At 74.5% G+C, this 18,581-nt stretch carries 11 protein-coding genes; 5 read left to right on the plus strand and 6 right to left on the minus strand.

What is annotated here, in order from left to right; genetic code table 11:
- The first annotated feature begins 97 nt into the window (after positions 1-97).
- Positions 98-742: a DUF4352 domain-containing protein gene (locus tag AB0Q99_RS33465; RefSeq protein WP_363577889.1), complete on the plus strand. Its 645-nt coding sequence runs from the start codon at positions 98-100 to the stop codon at positions 740-742.
- A gap of 149 nt (positions 743-891) precedes the next feature.
- On the opposite strand, the gene mfd is transcribed toward AB0Q99_RS33465, so the two are convergent.
- Together mfd and AB0Q99_RS33475 are read right to left on the minus strand one after the other, a co-directional pair.
- Positions 892-4,521 carry a transcription-repair coupling factor gene (gene mfd, locus AB0Q99_RS33470; protein ID WP_363577891.1) on the minus strand — a complete coding sequence of 1,210 codons (3,630 nt, stop codon included), beginning with the start codon at positions 4,519-4,521 and terminating at the stop codon, positions 892-894.
- Positions 4,522-5,184: 663 nt separating this feature from the next.
- Positions 5,185-5,469, minus strand: a complete 285-nt coding sequence (locus AB0Q99_RS33475; protein WP_363577893.1) for a beta/gamma crystallin domain-containing protein — start codon at positions 5,467-5,469, stop codon at positions 5,185-5,187.
- A gap of 513 nt (positions 5,470-5,982) precedes the next feature.
- Between AB0Q99_RS33475 and AB0Q99_RS33480 the strand changes: the two genes are divergently transcribed.
- Positions 5,983-6,702, plus strand: coding sequence for a hypothetical protein (locus AB0Q99_RS33480; RefSeq protein ID WP_363577895.1), 720 nt, complete (start codon positions 5,983-5,985; stop codon positions 6,700-6,702).
- Positions 6,703-6,777: 75 nt separating this feature from the next.
- Here AB0Q99_RS33480 and AB0Q99_RS33485 read toward each other — a convergent pair whose 3' ends face one another.
- The 3 genes from AB0Q99_RS33485 to AB0Q99_RS33495 form a co-directional block, all read right to left on the minus strand.
- A complete protein-coding gene (locus AB0Q99_RS33485; RefSeq protein WP_363577897.1) occupies positions 6,778-8,268 on the minus strand; it encodes a hypothetical protein in 1,491 nt (496 codons plus the stop codon).
- A gap of 265 nt (positions 8,269-8,533) precedes the next feature.
- A complete protein-coding gene (locus tag AB0Q99_RS33490; protein WP_363577899.1) occupies positions 8,534-11,245 on the minus strand; it encodes an SUKH-4 family immunity protein in 2,712 nt (903 codons plus the stop codon).
- An 85-nt stretch (positions 11,246-11,330) separates the two neighbouring features.
- A complete protein-coding gene (locus tag AB0Q99_RS33495) occupies positions 11,331-12,332 on the minus strand; it encodes an SMI1/KNR4 family protein (RefSeq protein WP_363577901.1) in 1,002 nt (333 codons plus the stop codon).
- Between the two features lie 627 nt (positions 12,333-12,959).
- Between AB0Q99_RS33495 and AB0Q99_RS33500 the strand changes: the two genes are divergently transcribed.
- Entirely contained in the window at positions 12,960-13,421 is a 462-nt protein-coding gene (locus AB0Q99_RS33500) for a YwqJ-related putative deaminase (RefSeq protein WP_363577903.1), read from the plus strand.
- Between the two features lie 125 nt (positions 13,422-13,546).
- Positions 13,547-14,080 (plus strand): SUKH-3 domain-containing protein, encoded by a 534-nt coding sequence (locus AB0Q99_RS33505; protein WP_363577909.1) that lies wholly within the window; start codon positions 13,547-13,549, stop codon positions 14,078-14,080.
- A gap of 88 nt (positions 14,081-14,168) precedes the next feature.
- On the opposite strand, the gene AB0Q99_RS33510 is transcribed toward AB0Q99_RS33505, so the two are convergent.
- Entirely contained in the window at positions 14,169-15,437 is a 1,269-nt protein-coding gene (locus AB0Q99_RS33510) for a histidine kinase (protein WP_363577905.1), read from the minus strand.
- Between the two features lie 337 nt (positions 15,438-15,774).
- Here AB0Q99_RS33510 and ppc point away from each other — a divergent pair, with 337 nt between their 5' ends.
- A complete protein-coding gene (ppc, locus tag AB0Q99_RS33515; RefSeq protein WP_363577911.1) occupies positions 15,775-18,510 on the plus strand; it encodes a phosphoenolpyruvate carboxylase in 2,736 nt (911 codons plus the stop codon).
- Positions 18,511-18,581: the final 71 nt, after the last annotated feature.

An 18,581-nucleotide genomic window follows, 5' to 3' on the forward strand; every position in this document is an offset into this window, starting at 1 on the left:
ATCTCGTTGACATTGTTCACGGCCGAGTGGTGTGATCTCTCCGTCGCCACCGAACGGGGGCGGCGCAGGGAAGACCACCGACCACCGGGAGACACCCATGTCCGCGAACGCCCGCCGCACCGCCGTCCGCCCCACCACCCGCCGCACCGCCGCGCTGCTGCTGGGCGCCGCGCTGGTGACGCTGTCCGCGACGGCGTGCAACTCCACCGGCGGCGCCTCCGTCTCGACGGCGGCGAAGCAGACCACGGCCGCCACCGGCTCCGACGCCGCCAAGCCGGCCGCTCCCGGCTCCGACGCCGGCAAGCCGGCCGACACCGCCAAGGCCCCCGCCAAGGTCGGCGACACCATCGCGCTCAAGGGCAACGACCCGGCCGACACCGCCGACGTGACGCTGGTGAAGGTGGTCGACAACGCCGAGGGCGCGGACGAGTACACCCACCCGGCCGACGGCAAGCGCTTCGTCGCGGTCCAGTTCCGGATCAAGGCGAGCGGCAAGAAGGCCTACAGCGACGCCCCGGGCAACGGCGCCAAGCTGCTGGACGCCCAGGGCCAGGCCTTCGGCACGACGATCGCGGACACCAAGGCCGGCCCGAGCTTCCAGGTCCCCGCCACCATCGCCCCCGGCGAGAGCGCCCTTGGCTTCGTCACCTTCGAGGTGCCCAAGGACGCAAAGCTCGACAAGGCCCAGTTCGGCCTGGACAGCGGCTTCGCCCCGCAGACCGGCCAGTGGAAGCTCGGCTGACAGCCCTGTACACAGCACACCCGACTCGGTGCGCAAGAACGCCGAGCACCGAGCACCAGAACACCGAGCAACGGAACACCGAGCACAGAACGCAGAACGACGGCCCCGGGCCGAAGCCCGAGACCGCCGTGCACCACCCCCGGGGGGCGCTACCTCTTCGCCCCCGCCAGGTCGTCGAACATGGCCGACAGGAACTCCGTGCACCAGCCCAGCAGTTCCCGCCCGACCAGCGGCTTGCCGCCGATCCGCCCGGTGCTCGGACGCGGCACCAGGAGCTGCTGGGCCGCCGCCTTGACCTGACTGCGCGGGTAGAGCCGGTTCAGCCGCAGCTGCTGGGACTCCCGCAGTTCCACCGGCCCGAAGCGGACGTTGGAGCCCTGCAGGGTGATGTCCGAGATGCCGCACCGCCGGGCGTACAGCCGCAGCGCCGCGACCCGCAGCAGGTTCTCCACCGGCTCGGGCAGCTTGCCGTACCGGTCGACGAGTTCGTCCCGGACCTGCGTGATGTCCTCTTCCGAGTTGACCGCCGCGATCGAGCGGTACGCCTGCAGCCGCAGCCGCTCGCCGGGCGCGTAGTCGTGCGGCACGTGGGCGTCGACCGGCAGCTCGATCTTGACCTCCAGCGGCTCCTCCTCCGGCTCCCCGCCGCCCGCCAGCGACTCGCGGAACTCGGCCACCGCCTCGCCGACCATCCGCATGTAGAGGTCGAAGCCGACGCCCGCGATGTGCCCGGACTGCTCGCCGCCCAGCAGGTTGCCGGCGCCGCGGATCTCCAGGTCCTTCATGGCGACGTACATGCCGGCGCCCATCTCGGTGTGCTGGGCGATGGTGGCGAGGCGCTCGTGCGCGGTCTCGGTGAGCGGCTTCTCCGGCGGGTACAGCATGTAGGCGTAGCCGCGCTCGCGACCGCGCCCGACCCGGCCGCGCAGCTGGTGCAGCTGGGAGAGGCCGAAGGTGTCGCCGCGCTCGACGATCAGGGTGTTGGCGTTGGAGATGTCGATGCCGGACTCCACGATCGTGGTCGACACCAGGACGTCGAACTCCTTCTCCCAGAAGTCGACGACGACCTTCTCCAGCTGGGTCTCCCCCATCTGCCCGTGCGCGGTGGCGATCCGCGCCTCGGGCACCAGGTCCTTCAGCCGGGCCGCGGCCTTGTCGATCGACTCGACCCGGTTGTGGATGTAGAAGACCTGTCCCTCGCGCAGGAGTTCGCGCCGGATCGCGGCCGAGATCTGCTTCTCGTCGTACGGCCCGACGAAGGTCAGCACCGGGTGCCGCTCCTCCGGCGGGGTGGTGATGGTGGACATCTCGCGGATGCCGGTGACCGCCATCTCCAGGGTGCGCGGGATCGGGGTCGCGGACATGGTGAGCACGTCCACGTTGGCGCGCAGCTTCTTCAGCTGCTCCTTGTGCTCGACACCGAACCGCTGCTCCTCGTCCACGATGACCAGGCCGAGGTCCTTGAACCGGGTCTCGGCGGAGAACAGCCGGTGGGTGCCGATGACGACGTCCACCGAGCCCTCGAACAGGCCCTCCAGGACGGCCTTGGCCTCGCTGTCGGTCTGGAAGCGGGACAGCGCCTTCACCGTCACCGGGAAGTTGGCGTACCGCTCGGCGAAGGTCGAGAAGTGCTGCTGCACCAGCAGCGTGGTCGGCACCAGCACCGCCACCTGCTTGCCGTCCTGCACCGCCTTGAACGCGGCCCGCACGGCGATCTCGGTCTTGCCGTAGCCGACGTCGCCGCAGATCAGCCGGTCCATCGGGACGGACTTCTCCATGTCGGACTTGACCTCGGCGATGGTGGTCAGCTGGTCCGGCGTCTCCGCGTAGGGGAAGGCGTCCTCCAGCTCGCGCTGCCACGGGGTGTCCGGGCCGAAGGTGTGGCCGGGGGCGGCCATCCGCGCCGAGTACAGCTTGATCAGGTCGGCGGCGATCTCCTTGACCGCCTTCTTGGCCCGCTGCTTGGTCTTCGCCCAGTCCGCGCCGCCGAGCCGGTGCAGCGTCGGGGCCTCGCCGCCGACGTACTTGGTGACCTGGTCGAGCTGGTCGGTCGGCACGAACAGCCGGTCGCCGGGGTGGCCGCGCTTGGCCGGGGCGTACTCCAGCACCAGGTACTCGCGGGTGGCGCCCTGGACGGTGCGCTGCACCATCTCGACGTACTTGCCGACGCCGTGCGCCTCGTGGACGACGTAGTCGCCGGCGACGAGCGCCAACGGGTCGATCGCGTTGCGGCGGCGCGAGGGCATCCGGCGCATGTCCTTGGTGGAGGACTTCTGGCCGGACAGGTCGGTCTCGGTGATGACCGTGAGCTTCAGCGCCTCGTCCACGAAGCCGTGCTCGATCGAGCCGCAGGAGACGTGGACGACGTCCCGGGTGGGTGCCTCGGCGAGGTCGGCGACCAGGCGGGCCGGGATGCCCTCGTTGCCCAGCACCTCGGCGAGGCGGGAGGCCGGGCCGTGGCCCTCGGTCACCATGACGACCCGCCAGTCGGCGGCCAGCCGCTCCTTGGCGTCGGCGATCGCCCGGGCGGTGTCGCCGCGGTAGGCCTCGACGGCGTGCATGCCGAGGGTGAGCGTGTTGGCGTCGAACTCCAGGATGCCGTCGACGGTCGACCCGCTGGTCGCGAACGGACTGACGGACCACCAGGGCAGCCCGATCTCGGCGGCGTGCTCGCGCACCTCGGCGAGCGAGCGCAGCGAGGCCGCGGAGACGTCGATCGTCTCCAGGTCGATCGGTCGGTCCCCGCCCGACGCGGCCGCGACCCAGGAGGCGTGCAGGAACTCCTGGCTGGTCGCCACCAGGTCGGCGGCCCGGGTGCGGACCCGCTCCGGGTCGCAGACCACCGCGACCGAGCCGAGCGGCAGCACGTCGACCAGCAGCTCCATGTCGTCCACCAGCACCGGCGCCAGCGACTCCATGCCCTCGACCGCGATGCCCTCGGCGATCTTGTCCAGGATCTCGGCCAGTCCGGGGTGCTCGGCGGACAGTTCGGCGGCCCGCGCCCGCACCTCGTCCGTGAGCAGCAGCTCGCGGCAGGGCGGCGCCCACAGGCCGTGCTCGGCGATCTCCAGCGAGCGCTGGTCGGCGACCTTGAAGTACCGGATCTCCTCGACGTCGTCGCCCCAGAACTCCACCCGCAGCGGGTGCTCCTCGGTCGGCGGGAAGACGTCCAGGATGCCGCCGCGGACGGCGAACTCGCCGCGCTTCTCGACCAGTTCGACGCGCGCGTAGGCGGCCGCGGCGAGCCGGCGGGCCACCTCCTCCAGGTCGTGCGACTCGCCCCGACCGACCGCCACCGGCTCCAGCTCGGCCAGCCCCTTGACCTGCGGCTGCAGCACCGAGCGGACCGGGGCGACGACCACCTGCACCGGCCCGGCCGCCGGGTCGTCCGCCCGCGGGTGCACGATCCGGCGCAGCACGGCCAGCCGGCGGCCGACGGTGTCCGAGCGGGGCGACAGCCGCTCGTGCGGCAGCGTCTCCCAGGCCGGGAACTCGGCGACGGCGTCGGCGGGCAGCAGCGAGCGCAGCGAGGCGGCCAGGTCCTCGGCCTCCCGGCCGGTCGCGGTGACGGCCAGCACCGGCCGGCCCCGCTCCCCGGCGGCCTGCCCGGCGAGCGCCCGGGCCAGTGCGGCGATGGCGAACGGTCGGGCGGCGGGCGGTCCGACCAGGTCCAGGTGGCGGCGGCCGCCGGCCGCGGCTCCGGTGGCGGTGGCCGCCTCGATCGCCTCGGCGAGCGCCGCGTCCCGCGCGACGACATCGAGCAGTCCGGTCAGGCTCATCTGGGGTCTCTTCTTCGTCCCGTGGATGGAGCTGCCCCCGGGCGGCGAAGGCCCGCCAGGGCAACGCGAACGGCCCGGCGCGCCGAGCGGCCGGGGGTCTCCAGGGTACGCCGCGGCGCGGACACGCACGCGGCACCCGGCCCCGGCGGGGCCGCGCGGGGGCGAACCGCCGGTCGCACCGCGCCGCCCGTACCGCTCCGTCCGCGCCCCTCCCGGTCCGCCCGCTTCCGTCCGCACGCTCCACCGGGGGGCGGCCGGAGCCCCCGCCGCTGACAGGAACACGACCGGGGACGAACCACCCGGCGGGGCTCCGGACCGGCCGGTGGACGAACCAGCCGCGAGCCGCACCGGACCGAGCACGGCTATCCGCCACGAACTGGACATACTCCTGTCACTGGCCGTCCATGGAGATCGCGCACCATGGAGAACGTGCCCGCCGCACCCAACCGTGGGGGATGGCTGCAGCGGCACTGTCGCACCTCCGATGGGGGTCGGAGGTGCGAGGCCGGGCGACCCTGGGTGGGGGCGCCCGCCCAAGCGCCGGGAACCGTGGCGCCCTTTCCTGGAGGGCGCCACGGGTCTCGGCCTACTTCGTTCCCCGCACGCCTGCCCGCTCCCGGACGTCCGCACCCCTCCGGTCCGCGCGCACGGCCCTGCCGGGAGCTACCAGCGGGACAGGTTGATGTCGTACATCATCACCTCGTACCCCTGGTTGGCGGCGAAGTCGTAGCGGTCCCAGGTGAAGACGGTCCAGGAGCCGAGGCCGCCGCCCAGATAGGTGACGACCTTGTTGTTGCCGGCGTCGATCCGGTCGACGTTGTAGACGCGCACGGCCATCCAGCCGTCGTTCGCGAAGCAGAGCTGCCCGCTGTAGCCGTAGTTGTACACCTTCGCGAAATCGTCCCGGTTCCCGCAGTCGACCCGGTTCACGGCATGCGCCGAGGACACCGGGAGCAGTGTCGCGGCGGCGGCCGTGAGAAGTGCCAGGACGCCCGGTCGACGGACCTTCGCATTTGTGTTCCGAAGGCCGGTCCGAGGATTCGTGCGGCGAATCATGTAACCCCTCCAACGGTGGCGGTTGCGACTCCAGAGATTCGCACGGCCGGGCAGCACCGGACAGCAGTTTTCCGGCCAAGCCGGGCCCCGCAAACCGCCTCGCGGACCGATCGGCGGCCGGTAAGGAAACAATCCGGAGGCGATCCGGGCGCAATCCGGGTGCAATCCGGAACGTATGGAGACGACATGCGCTAGGGTCCCAACACGCTTGCCGTGCTTGAGGATCGGAGCAGACGCTTGCTACGTCCAACCCCATTCGGGCGATTCGCCGCCATTGCCCTCACGACTGTTCTGTCGGTTTTATCCACGGCTTGTTCGGACAATTCCGGCAAGGGTTCCACGGAATCCGCGCCGACACCGCCGGAGATCGTTTCACCGACCGCTCCGGAATCCGGCCGCGGCGGAATGACCGGACTCCCCCTCTCCGCTTACCGGGCCGACGACCGGACTGCCGTGAAGGAGATCCAGGCCCGCAATCTGCTGGTCGTCTCGTGCATGCACCGGGCCGGCTTCGCCGCGTTCACCGGGGACGGGCTGCAGCCCGCGCAGCCGCCGGACAACGCGACCGCGCTGCCGGCCGGCCCCTGGGGGTACCTCGGGGCGCAGGCCGCCGCCACCCTGGGCTTCCACCCACCGAAGCGGACGCTCCCCCGCCCGAACGCCGCCCCGGCGGGCTCCGGCGAGGCGTACGACGCCGCCCGGGTCGACTGCGACCGGCAGGCGGCGGAGCGGCTCGGCTCACCGCCCGCGACCGGCACCGACCTGGTCGCCCGGCTGTTCGACGAGTCGACGGCGGCCACCGCCAAGGACGCCCGGGTGGTCGCCGCCACCGGGCGGTGGACCGCCTGCATGACGTCCGCCGGCTTCCCGGCCACCGCGCCGGAGGAGCTGCCGCGGAAGTACCAGAGCACTCCGGAGGCCACCCCGGCCGAGCTGGCCGCCGCCCGGGCCGACGCGGACTGCACCGCGACGAGCAACCTGGCCGGCGTCTGGTTCGCCGCCCTGGCCGGCTACCAGCGCCAGCTGATCGACCGCAACGCACAGGCCCTGACCGCCCAGCAGGAGGCGGTCAGGGCCCAGGACACGAAGCTCACCCGGCTGCTCGCGGACGAGGCGAACGGCTGACTCCCGGCGCGCGGCCGGAGGCGGCGGCGGAGGTCGCGGAGGTCGCGGAGGTCGCGGGATCGACCGAGCGGGCCGTCAACGGCGGCGGTAGCTCACGGTGTTGGGGGTCTCGTAGTCACTGCCGTCGTCCACGATGATGATCTTCGGAATGATCCGGGTCTCGTCCTGCGGCTTCCCGTCGACGTCGGCACCGGCCTCCGCGGCCCCGCCGTCCGCGCCACCGTCCCCGCTCGCGTCGGCGCCCGCGTCGGCCGCAGCCACGGGCGGCGAGGCCGGCTTGGGCGGGATCGCGGCCGGCACGACCGGCGTGACCGGGCCGGTCACCACGGCCTCCTCGGCGGACGCCTTGGCGCCACCCCCGCCGACCACCGGCGACCGCAGCACCGTCGTCGCCGGCGCCTTCTCCTTCGCCACAGCCACAGCCACAGCCACAGCCGAGGCCGCGGTCGAGCCCGCAGCCGTGGAACCCAGCCCCGCCGAAGGGGCCGCGACCCTCGTCGAGACCTTCCGCAGGTTCGCCACCGGGATCTCCCCGGTGTCCGCCTCCGAATCCACCGGCACCGTGCCGGCGCCCCTGCCCGTGCCCCCGTCCGCGCCCGCGCCCGCTTCGGCGTCCCCCGGAGCCGAGGGCCGAAGCGACGGCACGGCCGCGGCCGCCCGCACACCGGCCGCCACCCCGGGCTCGATCTGGCCGACCGCCGCCCCGGTGAGCGAGGCCAGCGTGGCCTTGATGTGGTCCAGGTGCTGCTGCACCGTCTCCAGCCGGGCGTCGAACTCGCGCTGCTCGCGCTCGCTCGCCGCGTTGATCTTCTCGGCCTCCCGGCGGGCCTGCTCGATCAGCTGGTCGGCCTTGGCCTGGGCGTCCGCCTCCTGCTGCTTGATCCGGCTCAGCACGGTCTCCCGGTGCTGCTCCGCCTCCTTGACCCGGCGCTCGGCGGTCGCGGAGACCTCGGCGTCCTCGGCGTCGGCCTCGGCCTGGGCCGCGGCGAAGGTCTCGTCGGCCTTGCGGCGCCGGCCGGCCAGCTCGGACTCGGCGAGCTCGCTGGCCTCGGCGGCGGCCACCCGCACCTTGGCGGCGTAGGCGGTGGCGGAGTCCCGGGCGGAACGGCTCTCCCGGTCGGCCTCGGCGCGGATGCCCTCCGCCTCGGCGCGGGTCCGCTCGTCGGTGCGGCGGGCGGCGGCGTCGGCCTCGGCACGGGTGGTGGCGGCGTACTCCTTGGCCTCCCGGTCGAGCGTCTGCCCGGCCTCGTAGACCTCGTCCCGCAGGTCCTCGGCGAAGCGCTCGGCCTTGTCGCGGACGGCGCGCGCCTCGTTCCCGGCCATCACGGCCAGTCCGGCGGCCTGCTCGCTGAGCACCTGGTAGTCGGGCTCCGGCGCCTCCTCGGCGGCCCGGCGGATGTCCTCCAGCCGGGCCTCCATCTGCCGGATCCCGGCTCCCAGCACGCTCAATCGTTCCCAGGCCTGGTCCCGCTGGACGGTGAGCGCCGCTAGGGCTCGCTCGACCTGCTCGGGCGCGTAACCGCGCCGGGCCTGGGTGAAGCCGTGCTGGGGGACGGCGTCGCTCATGGGCTCTTCCCCTCGTTCGCGGGCTGCGGAGCCCATGATCGGACGGAACGGCCGGATCCGGAACCGGTTCGGAGCCGGGGGCCGAATTCGGTCGTCGTACGGACCGGAATACGTCGAGGACCGGACGAATAGACCCATCCTCTTGACCTATTTTGCGCAGATCCGGGCAAAACCCCAACGAGGCACAGCCACGGCGGCACGCCGGAGGGGCCGTCCCGGGCACCGGAACGGCCCCTCCCCACCTGCGAGGATCGGCGACGGTCCGCTACAGCAGGCCGTCCCAGAACTGCTCCAGCAGCACGGCCCACCAGGTGTCCGCGTGCTGCAGGGCCGCCGGGTCGATCGCGGCGAGCTGGGCCTGGAAGTCGGTCGTCCAGCGACCGGCCTGGTCCGGCGTCAGCCCGTACCGCAGCCGCCACATCCGGCCCAGCAGGGCCAGCGCGCGGACGAACTCCGGTACACCGCTGTTGACGAACCGGGGCGGGCGGCCGGTTCCATCGACGTCCACCGCGACCACGTTCGCGGTGCCGTACTGGACGCACAGCTGACGGCCGTAGTCGTTGCCGAGCACCAGGTAGCCGCCGAAGTCCGGGCCACCGGGCAGGCCGCGCTCGGCGGCCAGCTCGGCGAGCGTCGGGATCGGGCGGCCCTCCTGCGCCTGCGCCCAGAAGAACGGCCCGAAGTCGCGCGGCAGCCCGGCCCACATCAGGCTCTGGGACACCGGCTCGGGCACGCCCTGGCGGGAGACGGCGCGCTGCTCGTAGCGGAACAGGTTCTGCCCGAAGGCGGCACCGATCTCCTGGGCGAGCTGCTGCGGCGGGAGGGGCGGCAGTGCCTGGACCGTCCCCGGCGCGGGCAGCGGCACCCGGAACGGGCGGACCCGCTGGGCGCCGGAGGCCAGCTGGTGCAGCTCGTCCAGGTGGTCGAGCAGCTCGGCCATCCCGGCCTGCCGGGAGGCGTGGTCGCGGCCGTACGGGGCGGTGTGGGTGAGCCTGACGTTCGGCCAGGACGCGGCGATCATGCGGTTGCAGTAGCCGCCGGGCAGATCGCACGACTCCAGCTCGGTGTAGAGCTCCAGCACCTGCTCCGGCGGCACGTTGAGCCGGCGCAGGTCCTGCAGGATCTTCCACTCCGGGTGCGGGGTGCCGGGCTCGCTGCGGTGCAGCAGCTTCTGCTCCGAGCCGTCCGGGCCGCGGTAGCTGAGCGCGGCGAAGTAGCCGGGGCCGACCGCGGGCACCCCCGGGGGCACCGGCGCGGGCTGCGGCGAGCCGGTCACCGCCGCCGGGGGGACGACCCCGGCCGCGCCGCCCGCGTTCGGGTAGCCGTAGCCGGCCGCGGGCGCGGCCGGGGCCGCCGGGCCACCGGGCGGCGGCGGGACGGCGGGGCCGCCGGACGGCGGGGTGCCCGGGTCCGCCGGGCCGCCGCCCAACAGTGCCGGGTCGATCGCGCTCGCCAGCTGGGTCGCCTCGTACGCCGCCCCGGCCGAGGGCGTGCCGCCGGACGGCGTGCCCTGGGGCGCCGGGGCGTCGCCGCGCAGACCCGCCGGGGGCGGGGGCGGCGGGGTCGAACCGGCCGCACGGCCTCCGGGGGCGCCGGCGGGCGTGCCGGAACCCGGGGTGCCCTTCAGTTCGGCGGGTGGGGGCGGCGGCGGGGTGGAGCCGCCGCCGCGGCCCAGCGCGCCGGGGGCGGCGCCCGCACCGGGCGAACCGGCAGGGCCACCGCGCAGCGCGGCCGGCGGGGGCGGCGGCGGGGCCGAGCCCGGGGCACGGCCCGGGGTGCCCGGCGGCGCGCCGCCGGTGGGCGTCCCGCCGGGCGGAGTGCCAGGGGTGCCCGGGGTGCCCGGGGCACCGGGCAGACCGGCGAGGCCGGGGGCTCCACCGGGCGGGGCCAGCATGGTCGGCGCGTACTCCACCGGCGCACCGGGCGGCACCGGCGCACCCGCCGGGGCACCGGGCAGGCCACCCGGGCCGGGCACGGCGTCCGGCGCCGCGAGCAGCGTCGGCGCCGGCTCGGCGGCCGGGGGCCGGGCCGTCGGCGGCTGGGCGGCGGCCGGCGGGACCGGGGGCACGCCGTAGCCACCGCTCGCCGGCGGCATCAGCATGGTCGCGGCCTCGGTGCCGGCCGACGCGGGCGCGTCGGGCAGGTCCGAGCCGGTGGTCCGCAGCCCGTCGGGCATCAGGACGGTCGCCGCCTCGGCACCGGCGGGCGGTGCGACGGGCGGTGCGAACGGCGCGACCGGCTCGACGGGCGGCGGGAGGGGAACGGCGGTCCCCGGCCGCGGCGGCGCGATGACCGGCTGCTCGAAGGCGGGCGGCGGGGCCAGCATGGTCGGCGCGTCCCCGGCGGGCCGGTCGGAGACCGGTGGCTCGGTCAGCACGGCGGGCGCGGGCGGCACCACCGCAGCGAACGGATCCTCGGCGGGCCCGACAGCCGGCAACGGCGCGCCAGCAGGAACCGGAGCCGAAGCCGACACCGCATCAGGAACGGACGCAGAAGCAGGAACAGCCGCGGGAGCGGACGCACCGGCCCCCAGCCGCTCCGCCTCCGCCGCGATCGCCGCGGCCCCCGCCTCCTGCAGCCACTGCGGCGGGCTGAGCAGGAAGGATGTCGCCTCCACCGGCCCGGGCGCGGGCTTCGCCGCCCCGGCCGGGTTGGCCGCGACCGGCCGCCCGTAGACCTCCTCGTACCGCCGGACCACCTCGTTGACGGGCAGCGCGGGCCAGAGCGTGCTGGCACCCGAGTCCCGGGCGATCACCAACCGCGCCCCACCCGGGCCCGAACCGCTCAGACCCGCGCCGCTCGCACCCGAGCCGTCCGGCCCCGCGGCCCCGCCCCCCGAGCCGTCCCCGGACGGCATCGCCCAGCAGACGAAGCCCAGGTCGAACTCCCGGACCCGCACCTCGCGCTGCTGCGAGCGCGGCACCCCGCCGTTGATCCACTCCTCGGCGAGCTCCTGCGCCTGCGCGTACGTCACCACGCCCGGTTCACCCCTGTCCGCATCCTCGTCGTCCCCCGTCCCACCGGCACCGCCGGAACCACCGTCACCACCGCGTCCCGGCGCATCAGCCCACCTGGACGGCCCGGGCGAACCCGCCGTTCACCATCAGCTCCGCGACCGTCTCCAGCTCCGGCGGGCTGCCGGCCAGCCGCAGCAGGAAGTCGTCGAAGTCCTCACCGCAGGGCAGCAGCAGCCGGGCGCAGCGCTCCTCCGGAGCCTCCGGGGCACCGGAGTCGCGGGCGTCGTCGTACAGGTGGAACCAGACCGAGCCGGTCCGCTCGCCGCGCACCTTGAGCGCGACCAGGCCGCCCTGCGCGTAGGCGACGGCCAGGTAGTCCTTGGTGAGGTGGTCGCGCAGGCACTTGTTGGCGTACACGACGTCCTCGGTGCCGTACTCCTCGGTGAGGGTCAGGAACGGCTGGTCGAGCAGCAGGCCGAGGTCGGTGTCCAGCGCCACGCCGACCGGGCCGCGGCCGCCGCCCAGCTTGAGGAAGGTGCGGTAGGCGCCGGGCAGCCGGTAGCCGAGGCGTTCCTCGGCGCGCTGGACCAGGTCCTCGGCGACGCCGATCGGGTCGCCGCCGTCCTTGGCCAGCGAGAAGTGGACGGGCCGGCGCTCCTGCAGCGGACGGGTGCCGCGGCGGGTGTGGTCGGCGGCGGAGGTGGCCAGGCCGCCGTGGTGCCGCAGCAGTGCCTTGACCTCGACCGGGACGAGCTCCATCCGCCGCCAGCCGGGGGCCGCGCGGCCGACCGCGTGGTGCCAGGTCCAGCCGGGCGGGGTGGCCACGGCGGTCGCCAGGTCGGCCCAGAGCGGGTGGCCCTGGGTGTAGAGCGCGACGTTGGCCGAGACGTAGTCGGTCAGCCGGAGTTCGTCCACCCCGAAGCCCGCCGGCGGGTCGGCGACCTCGGCCGCGGCGGCCGCGTAGGGGCCGAAGTCCGGGTAGCCGTACTCGTCCACGCCGACTCCGGCGGGGTACCGCTCGGCGCGGACCGGATCCGGGAACTGCACCACCTGACCTGCGTACGCCGCGTTCGGTGCGGCGGCGACGCCGGGCCGACCTGTCGTCATCTGGGAGCCCCCACTGGCTGCTGCAAATACTCGGTGCTTGCTGGGCACCAGCCTAGGGGGTCCCCTCAAGGCCCGGACCCCCGGCTTTGCAGATCCTCCGCCACCGCGGACCGGCCCACCACCGCCCACCCGGCGCCCGTGCCAGGACCCGCGCCGCCCGCTCCTGCCGCACCTCGGCGAGGTGCGGGCGCACGGGCGGACCGAGCGGTGCACGGGCGGCCCGAACGGTTCGCGGACGGCCGGTCCGGCGATCGGGAACGCCCCGGCGCAGGGCCGAGGTGACGGAGCGCGGGCTACGGAACGCGGGCTGCAGTACGCGGGCTACGGAACGCGGGCTGCGGGCGGACCGGGCACGGAGTCGTGCACCCCGGCGCCGATCCCGGCGGCGCGCAGCGCCGGAACGGTACCGGCCGCCGTCCCGGCCCGGGGTGGTTTCGGGAAATCAGCGGACAAGTCGTGACGCGGGAGCGAGCCCTCGGCGAGCATCGGATGACCGCCCGTCCGATCCGACCGGTATCCGTCGCCGCCGCACCCCGGTTGTACGGATGTCGGTGTCGTTTGACAGGCTTGCCCAGGAACGGCCGGGTCACTCCGGCCGACGCAGGGTAACGAGGAGGAGGACGACGGATGACCACCGGTGAGCCGGCGGACCCGCCCGTGCTGCGCCACCACCGCGACAGCCTGCTGCCCGCCGTCGCCGCCGCGCTGTCGCTCAAGGGCGGCGAGGTGCACACCCTGGCGGGCGACAAGAACGAGCGCCGCCCGGTCCTGCACCCGCTGGTCACCGGGTTCCTGGACACCGTGCCGCTGGAGGCCCGCGAGCGGTTCACCGGCCGCTGCCCGGAGGCCGTCCTGCTCTCCCGGTACCTGACCACGGTCGACGGCCGGCGCTCCAAGCGCGCCTCCCGCAAGCCGATGAGTCTGGCCGAGGCCCGCAAGGCGCTCAAGGGCGCCCGGCTGACGACCGTCCGGATCCGCGAGGAAGGCGATCCGGCGCACGGCACCCACGCCCCGCCGTGCCGCTCCTGCGCCCCGATGCTGGAGCACTTCACCGTGCAGAGCGTCGCCGTCGGGCCGCCCGCGCGCTGACCGGCCGCGTGCCGGCCCGGTCCGTCCCCCGTCCCCGAGCCCTGGAGTCCGTCCTGAATCCGCCCAGCCCGCCCCCGCCCCCGCCGGCCACCCTCACCGGCGACCCGACCACCGTCGACCCGGCCATCGGCGAGTCGACCACCGGCGAGTCGACCACCGGCACCTCCGGGCGGACCCGCCCGCGCTTCCCCGCCGACGTCGCCGCCGAGCTCAAGGCAGCCGGCTGGCACCCCGGTCGCTGGCAGATCCAGCAGGCCGAGGAGTGGGCCGACACCCTGGTCGGGCACGGCGCGCCCACCGGCGCGCGGCACGCGGTGTTCCCGGCGGCGGTGGAGGCCTGGGCCGAGTTCGGCGGCCTCGCCTTCGACCTGTCCGGCCCGGGCCGCCAACTGGCCCGCACCCCGTTCCTGATCGACCCGCTGTGCGGCCTGCACCAGCCCCGCACCCTGCTCGACCTCGGCCGGGCGCTGGGCACCCAGGTCGCCCCGCTCGGCGAGGAGGCGTACGGGCAGGCGCTGCTGGCCGTCGACGAGGAGGGCCGGGTCTACAGCCTGGACCACACCGGCGAGTGGTTCCTCGGCCACGGCATCGACCAGGCGATCACCGCCCTGGTGCTGGGCACCGCCCCGGAACGGCTGCGCACCGCCGACGGCCGCTGAGGCGGACCACCGGCCGGACCGGACGGACGGGCCGGGCGCCACGGAGCACCGGGAGACGCCCGGCGGGCACCGGAGCGAGGCCCGACGCCTACCGCAGCCGCTCGGCCCGCACCGCCAGCCGGGACGGCAGCACCGCCTCGACCCGGAACCCCCCGTCCGCCTCCGGCCCGGACGAGAAGGTGCCGCCCAGCGCGATCACCCGCTCGCGCATCCCGACCAGCCCGTTGCCCCCGCTGGGCAGCTGGGCGGCGCCCCGCTCCCCGCCCGGGCAGGCGTTCACCACGCTCACCCGCACCCCGTTCGGCGCGTACGCCAGCAGGACGGACACCTGTGCGCCGCCCGCGTGCTTGTGCGCGTTGGTCAGCCCCTCCTGGACGACCCGGTACGCGGTCTGCTCGGCCTCCCCGGTGAACTCCTGCCGACTGCCGCTGACCGTCAGCGTCACCGCCATCCCGGCCGCCCGGGACTGGTCCACCAGCCGCGGCAGCGCGGCCAGCGAGTCCGGCTCCGGCGGCCGCTCGTCGTCCATCCGCAGCACGCCGAGGATCTCGCGCAGCTCGTTCAGCGCCTGCCGGCCAACCTCGCCCATCAACTTGGCGCTCTGCGCGGCCTTCTCCGGGTCCTTGCCGGCGATCCGCTCCAGCGCCCCGGCGTGCACCACCATCAGCGACACCCGGTGCGCCACCACGTCGTGCATCTCCCGGGCGATCCGGGTGCGCTCCTCCAGCCGGGCCCGGCGGGCGCGCTCCTGGGCCTGTTCGGCCAGCAGGTCCAGCTCGGTCTCCAGGCCGTGCGCGCGGTCCTTGAGCGACTCGATCAGCCGCCGCCGCGCGCCCACGTACAGGCCGGTCACCACCGGCGGGACGGTCAGCCCGACCGCCACCAGCACGGCTATCAGCACCTGGCCCCACAGCGGCGGCGGCTCCACCGTCGAGTCTCCGGGGTTCAGCATCGACACCATCATCACGGCGACCGCCTCGGCGAAGGCCAGCGCGGACAGCGCCACCACCCGCCGGCGCCGCGAGGGCCACTCCCAGGTCTCCGCCAGCGTGTACAGCGACACCACCAGCAGCAGCACGCCCAGCATCCCGGGCATCGCGACCAGGGTGACCAGCACCGGGACGGCCGGCCAGCGCCGGCGCAGCACCAGCGAGCCGCCGGCCAGCATGCCGAGCACCGCGAGCCCGGTCTTGCCCCCGGTGGTCAGGTCCACCCGGACGGACAGGAAGCCGATCGTGCTGACCGCGCACTGCAACGCGGCGAGCAGGGCCAGCCCGATGTCCAGGAAGGCGCTGCGCGGCCGCTTCCACCACCAGAACGACCGGTCCGGCACGCGCTCCCCAGGCGACTTGCTCATGTCCGACAGATTATGCGGCAACCCCCACCCCTCCCCACCGGGATTCTCCGGCACGCTCTCCGCGTCCGCCAAGTGGTCCAGACCACATGTCTCTTTCGGCAGCTCTGTCCGCCATCCGGCCACCTCGCGGACAGCGAACGCCCCGACACCTATGCTGGTCGCGTCGGACAGCGCGGTCCGCACGCGTCACAACCGCCACACGCGTGTGGACCTGTGACGATGAGCCGTTGCCGAACCCCACCACCACAGGGAGCCAGCCGTGACCGCTCCGGTCCCCACCCCGGCGGACAACCCCACGCCGGTCGTCGCAGCCGGCGCAGTCGCCGACAACTCAGCCCTGCGGGCGGACATCCGCCGCCTCGGCGACCTGCTCGGCGAGACGCTGGTCCGCCAGGAAGGCCCCCAGCTGCTGGGCCTGGTCGAACAGGTCCGCCTGCTCAGCCGCACCGACGGCGAGGCCACCGCCGAGCTGCTGTCCGGCATCGACCTGGACACCGCCGCCAAGCTGGTCCGGGCGTTCTCCACCTACTTCCACCTCGCCAACGTCACCGAGCAGGTGCACCGCGGCCGCGAGTTCGCCACCCGCCGCGCCCGGGAGGGCTCGCTGCTCGCGCAGACCGCCGACCAGCTCGCCGAGGCCGACCCCAAGCACCTCGCGGACACCCTGGCCCACCTCGCGGTCCGCCCGGTCTTCACCGCGCACCCCACCGAGGCCGCCCGCCGCAGCGTCCTCAACAAGCTGCGCCGGATCGGCGAGCTCCTCGACCGCATCCACCGCGAGGAGCTCACCTCCGGCCTCGTCGCCGCCGACCCGGCCCGCACCAGCAGCGCCAGGCGCTCCGCCGACCGCCGCCTCGCCGAGGTCATCGACCTGCTCTGGCAGACCGACGAGCTGCGCATCGCCCGTCCCGAGCCCACCGACGAGGCCCGCAACGCCGTCTACTACCTCGACGAGCTCTACCGCGAGGCCGTCCCCGAGGTCCTGGAGGAGCTGCACGAGGAGCTCGCCCGGGTCGGCCTGAGCCTGCCCGACGGCGTCCGCCCGCTCACCTTCGGCACCTGGATCGGCGGCGACCGCGACGGCAACCCCAACGTCACCCCGCAGGTCACCTGGGACGTCCTCAACCTCCAGCACGAGTACGGCATCAAGGACGCGCTGGACGCCATCGACGACCTGCGCAACACCCTCTCCACCTCCGAGCGGCTGGCCGGCGCCTCGGTGGAGCTGCTCGCCTCGCTCAACACCGACCTGCACCTGCTTCCCGAACTCAGCCCGCGCTACCGGCGGATGAACGCCGAGGAGCCCTACCGCCTCAAGGCCACCTGCATCCGGCTCAAGCTGGAGAACACCCGCGAGCGCCTGGCCGGCGGCACCCCGCACGTCACCGGCCGCGACTACCTCGGCACCCGCGAGCTCATCGCCGACCTGCGGCTGATCCAGGACTCGCTGCGCGCCCACCGCGGCGAGCTCATCGCCGACGGCCGCCTCGCCCGCGCCATCCGCACCGTCGAGGCCTTCGGCCTCCAGCTCGCCACCATGGACGTGCGCGAGCACGCCGAGGCCCACCACCACGCCCTCGGCCAGCTCTTCGACCGCCTCGGCGAGGAGGCCTGGCGCTACGCCGACATGCCCCGCGAGTACCGGCAGAAGCTGCTCGCCAAGGAGCTGCGCTCGCGCCGCCCGCTCGCCCCCACCCCGGCCCCGCTGGACGAGGCCGGCACCAAGACCCTCGGCGTCTTCAACACCATCCGCGAGGGCTTCGAGCGCTTCGGCGACGAGATCGTCGAGAGCTACATCATCTCGATGTGCCAGGGCGCCGACGACGTCTTCGCCGCCACCGTCCTGGCCCGCGAGGCCGGCCTGATCGACCTGCACTCCGGCATCGCCAAGATCGGCATCGTGCCGCTGCTGGAGACCACCGACGAGCTCCAGCAGGCCGACCGCATCCTCGACGAGATGCTCTCCGACCCCTCCTACCGGCTGCTCGTCTCGCTGCGCGGCGACATCCAGGAGGTCATGCTCGGCTACTCGGACTCCTCCAAGTTCGGCGGCATCACCACCTCCCAGTGGGAGATCCACCGCGCCCAGCGCAGGCTGCGCGACGTCGCCCACCGCTACGGCATCCGGCTGCGCCTCTTCCACGGCCGCGGCGGCACCGTCGGCCGCGGCGGCGGCCCCTCGCACGAGGCCATCCTGGCCCAGCCCTGGGGCACCCTGGAGGGCGAGATCAAGGTCACCGAGCAGGGCGAGGTCATCTCCGACAAGTACCTGCTCCCCTCCCTCGCCCGGGAGAACCTGGAGCTGACCATCTCCGCCACCCTCTCCGCCTCCGCGCTGCACACCGCCCCGCGCCAGGCCCCCGAGTCGCTGGCCCGCTGGGACGCCGCGATGGACCGGGTCTCCGAGGCCGCCCACACCGCCTACCGCGCCCTGGTCGAGCAGGAGGACCTGCCGAAGTACTTCTTCGCCGCCACCCCGGTCGACCAGCTCGCCTCGCTGCACCTGGGCTCCCGCCCGTCCCGCCGCCCCGACTCCGGCGCGGGCCTGGACGGCCTGCGGGCCATCCCGTGGGTCTTCGGCTGGACCCAGTCCCGCCAGATCGTCCCCGGCTGGTACGGCGTCGGCTCCGGCCTGGCCGCCGCCCGCGCGGCGGGCCTGGGCGACGTGCTGGACGAGATGCACGGCGAGTGGCACTTCTTCCGCAACTTCCTGTCCAACGTCGCGATGACGCTGGCCAAGACCGACCTGCGGATCGCCGGCCACTACGTGGAGCAGCTGGTGCCCGGCGAGCTGCGGCACGTCTTCGACCAGATCAAGGACGAGCACGCGCTCACCCTGCGCGAGGTGCTCCGGCTCACCGGCGAGAGCGAGCTGCTGGAGCACAACCCGGTGCTGAAGCAGACCTTCGCCGTCCGCGACGCTTACCTCGACCCGATCTCCTACCTCCAGGTCGCGCTGCTGCGCCGCCAGCGCGAGGAGGTCGAGGCCGGCCGCCACGACGACCCGCTGCGCGCCCGCGCGCTGCTGCTGACCGTCAACGGCATCGCCGCCGGCCTGCGCAACACCGGCTGACACCGGACCGGGGCCGGCCCGGAACACGGCGGAGGGGCCGACGGTGATCACGTTGGCGTTGACTGCACGAC

The organism is Kitasatospora sp. NPDC086791, from assembly GCF_040685975.1.
GTDB lineage: Bacteria > Actinomycetota > Actinomycetes > Streptomycetales > Streptomycetaceae > Kitasatospora.

Excerpts from the sequence above, each read along its gene's own strand:
- AB0Q99_RS33465 (WP_363577889.1), top strand. The coding sequence starts at position 98 with ATGTCCGCGAACGCCCGCCGCACCGCCGTCCGCCCCACCACCCGCCGC.
- AB0Q99_RS33510 (WP_363577905.1), bottom strand. The coding sequence starts at position 15,437 with ATGAGCAAGTCGCCTGGGGAGCGCGTGCCGGACCGGTCGTTCTGGTGG.
- AB0Q99_RS33495 (WP_363577901.1), bottom strand. The coding sequence starts at position 12,332 with ATGACGACAGGTCGGCCCGGCGTCGCCGCCGCACCGAACGCGGCGTAC.
- mfd (WP_363577891.1), bottom strand. The coding sequence starts at position 4,521 with ATGAGCCTGACCGGACTGCTCGATGTCGTCGCGCGGGACGCGGCGCTC.
- AB0Q99_RS33500 (WP_363577903.1), top strand. The coding sequence starts at position 12,960 with ATGACCACCGGTGAGCCGGCGGACCCGCCCGTGCTGCGCCACCACCGC.
- AB0Q99_RS33485 (WP_363577897.1), bottom strand. The coding sequence starts at position 8,268 with ATGAGCGACGCCGTCCCCCAGCACGGCTTCACCCAGGCCCGGCGCGGT.
- AB0Q99_RS33480 (WP_363577895.1), top strand. The coding sequence starts at position 5,983 with ATGACCGGACTCCCCCTCTCCGCTTACCGGGCCGACGACCGGACTGCC.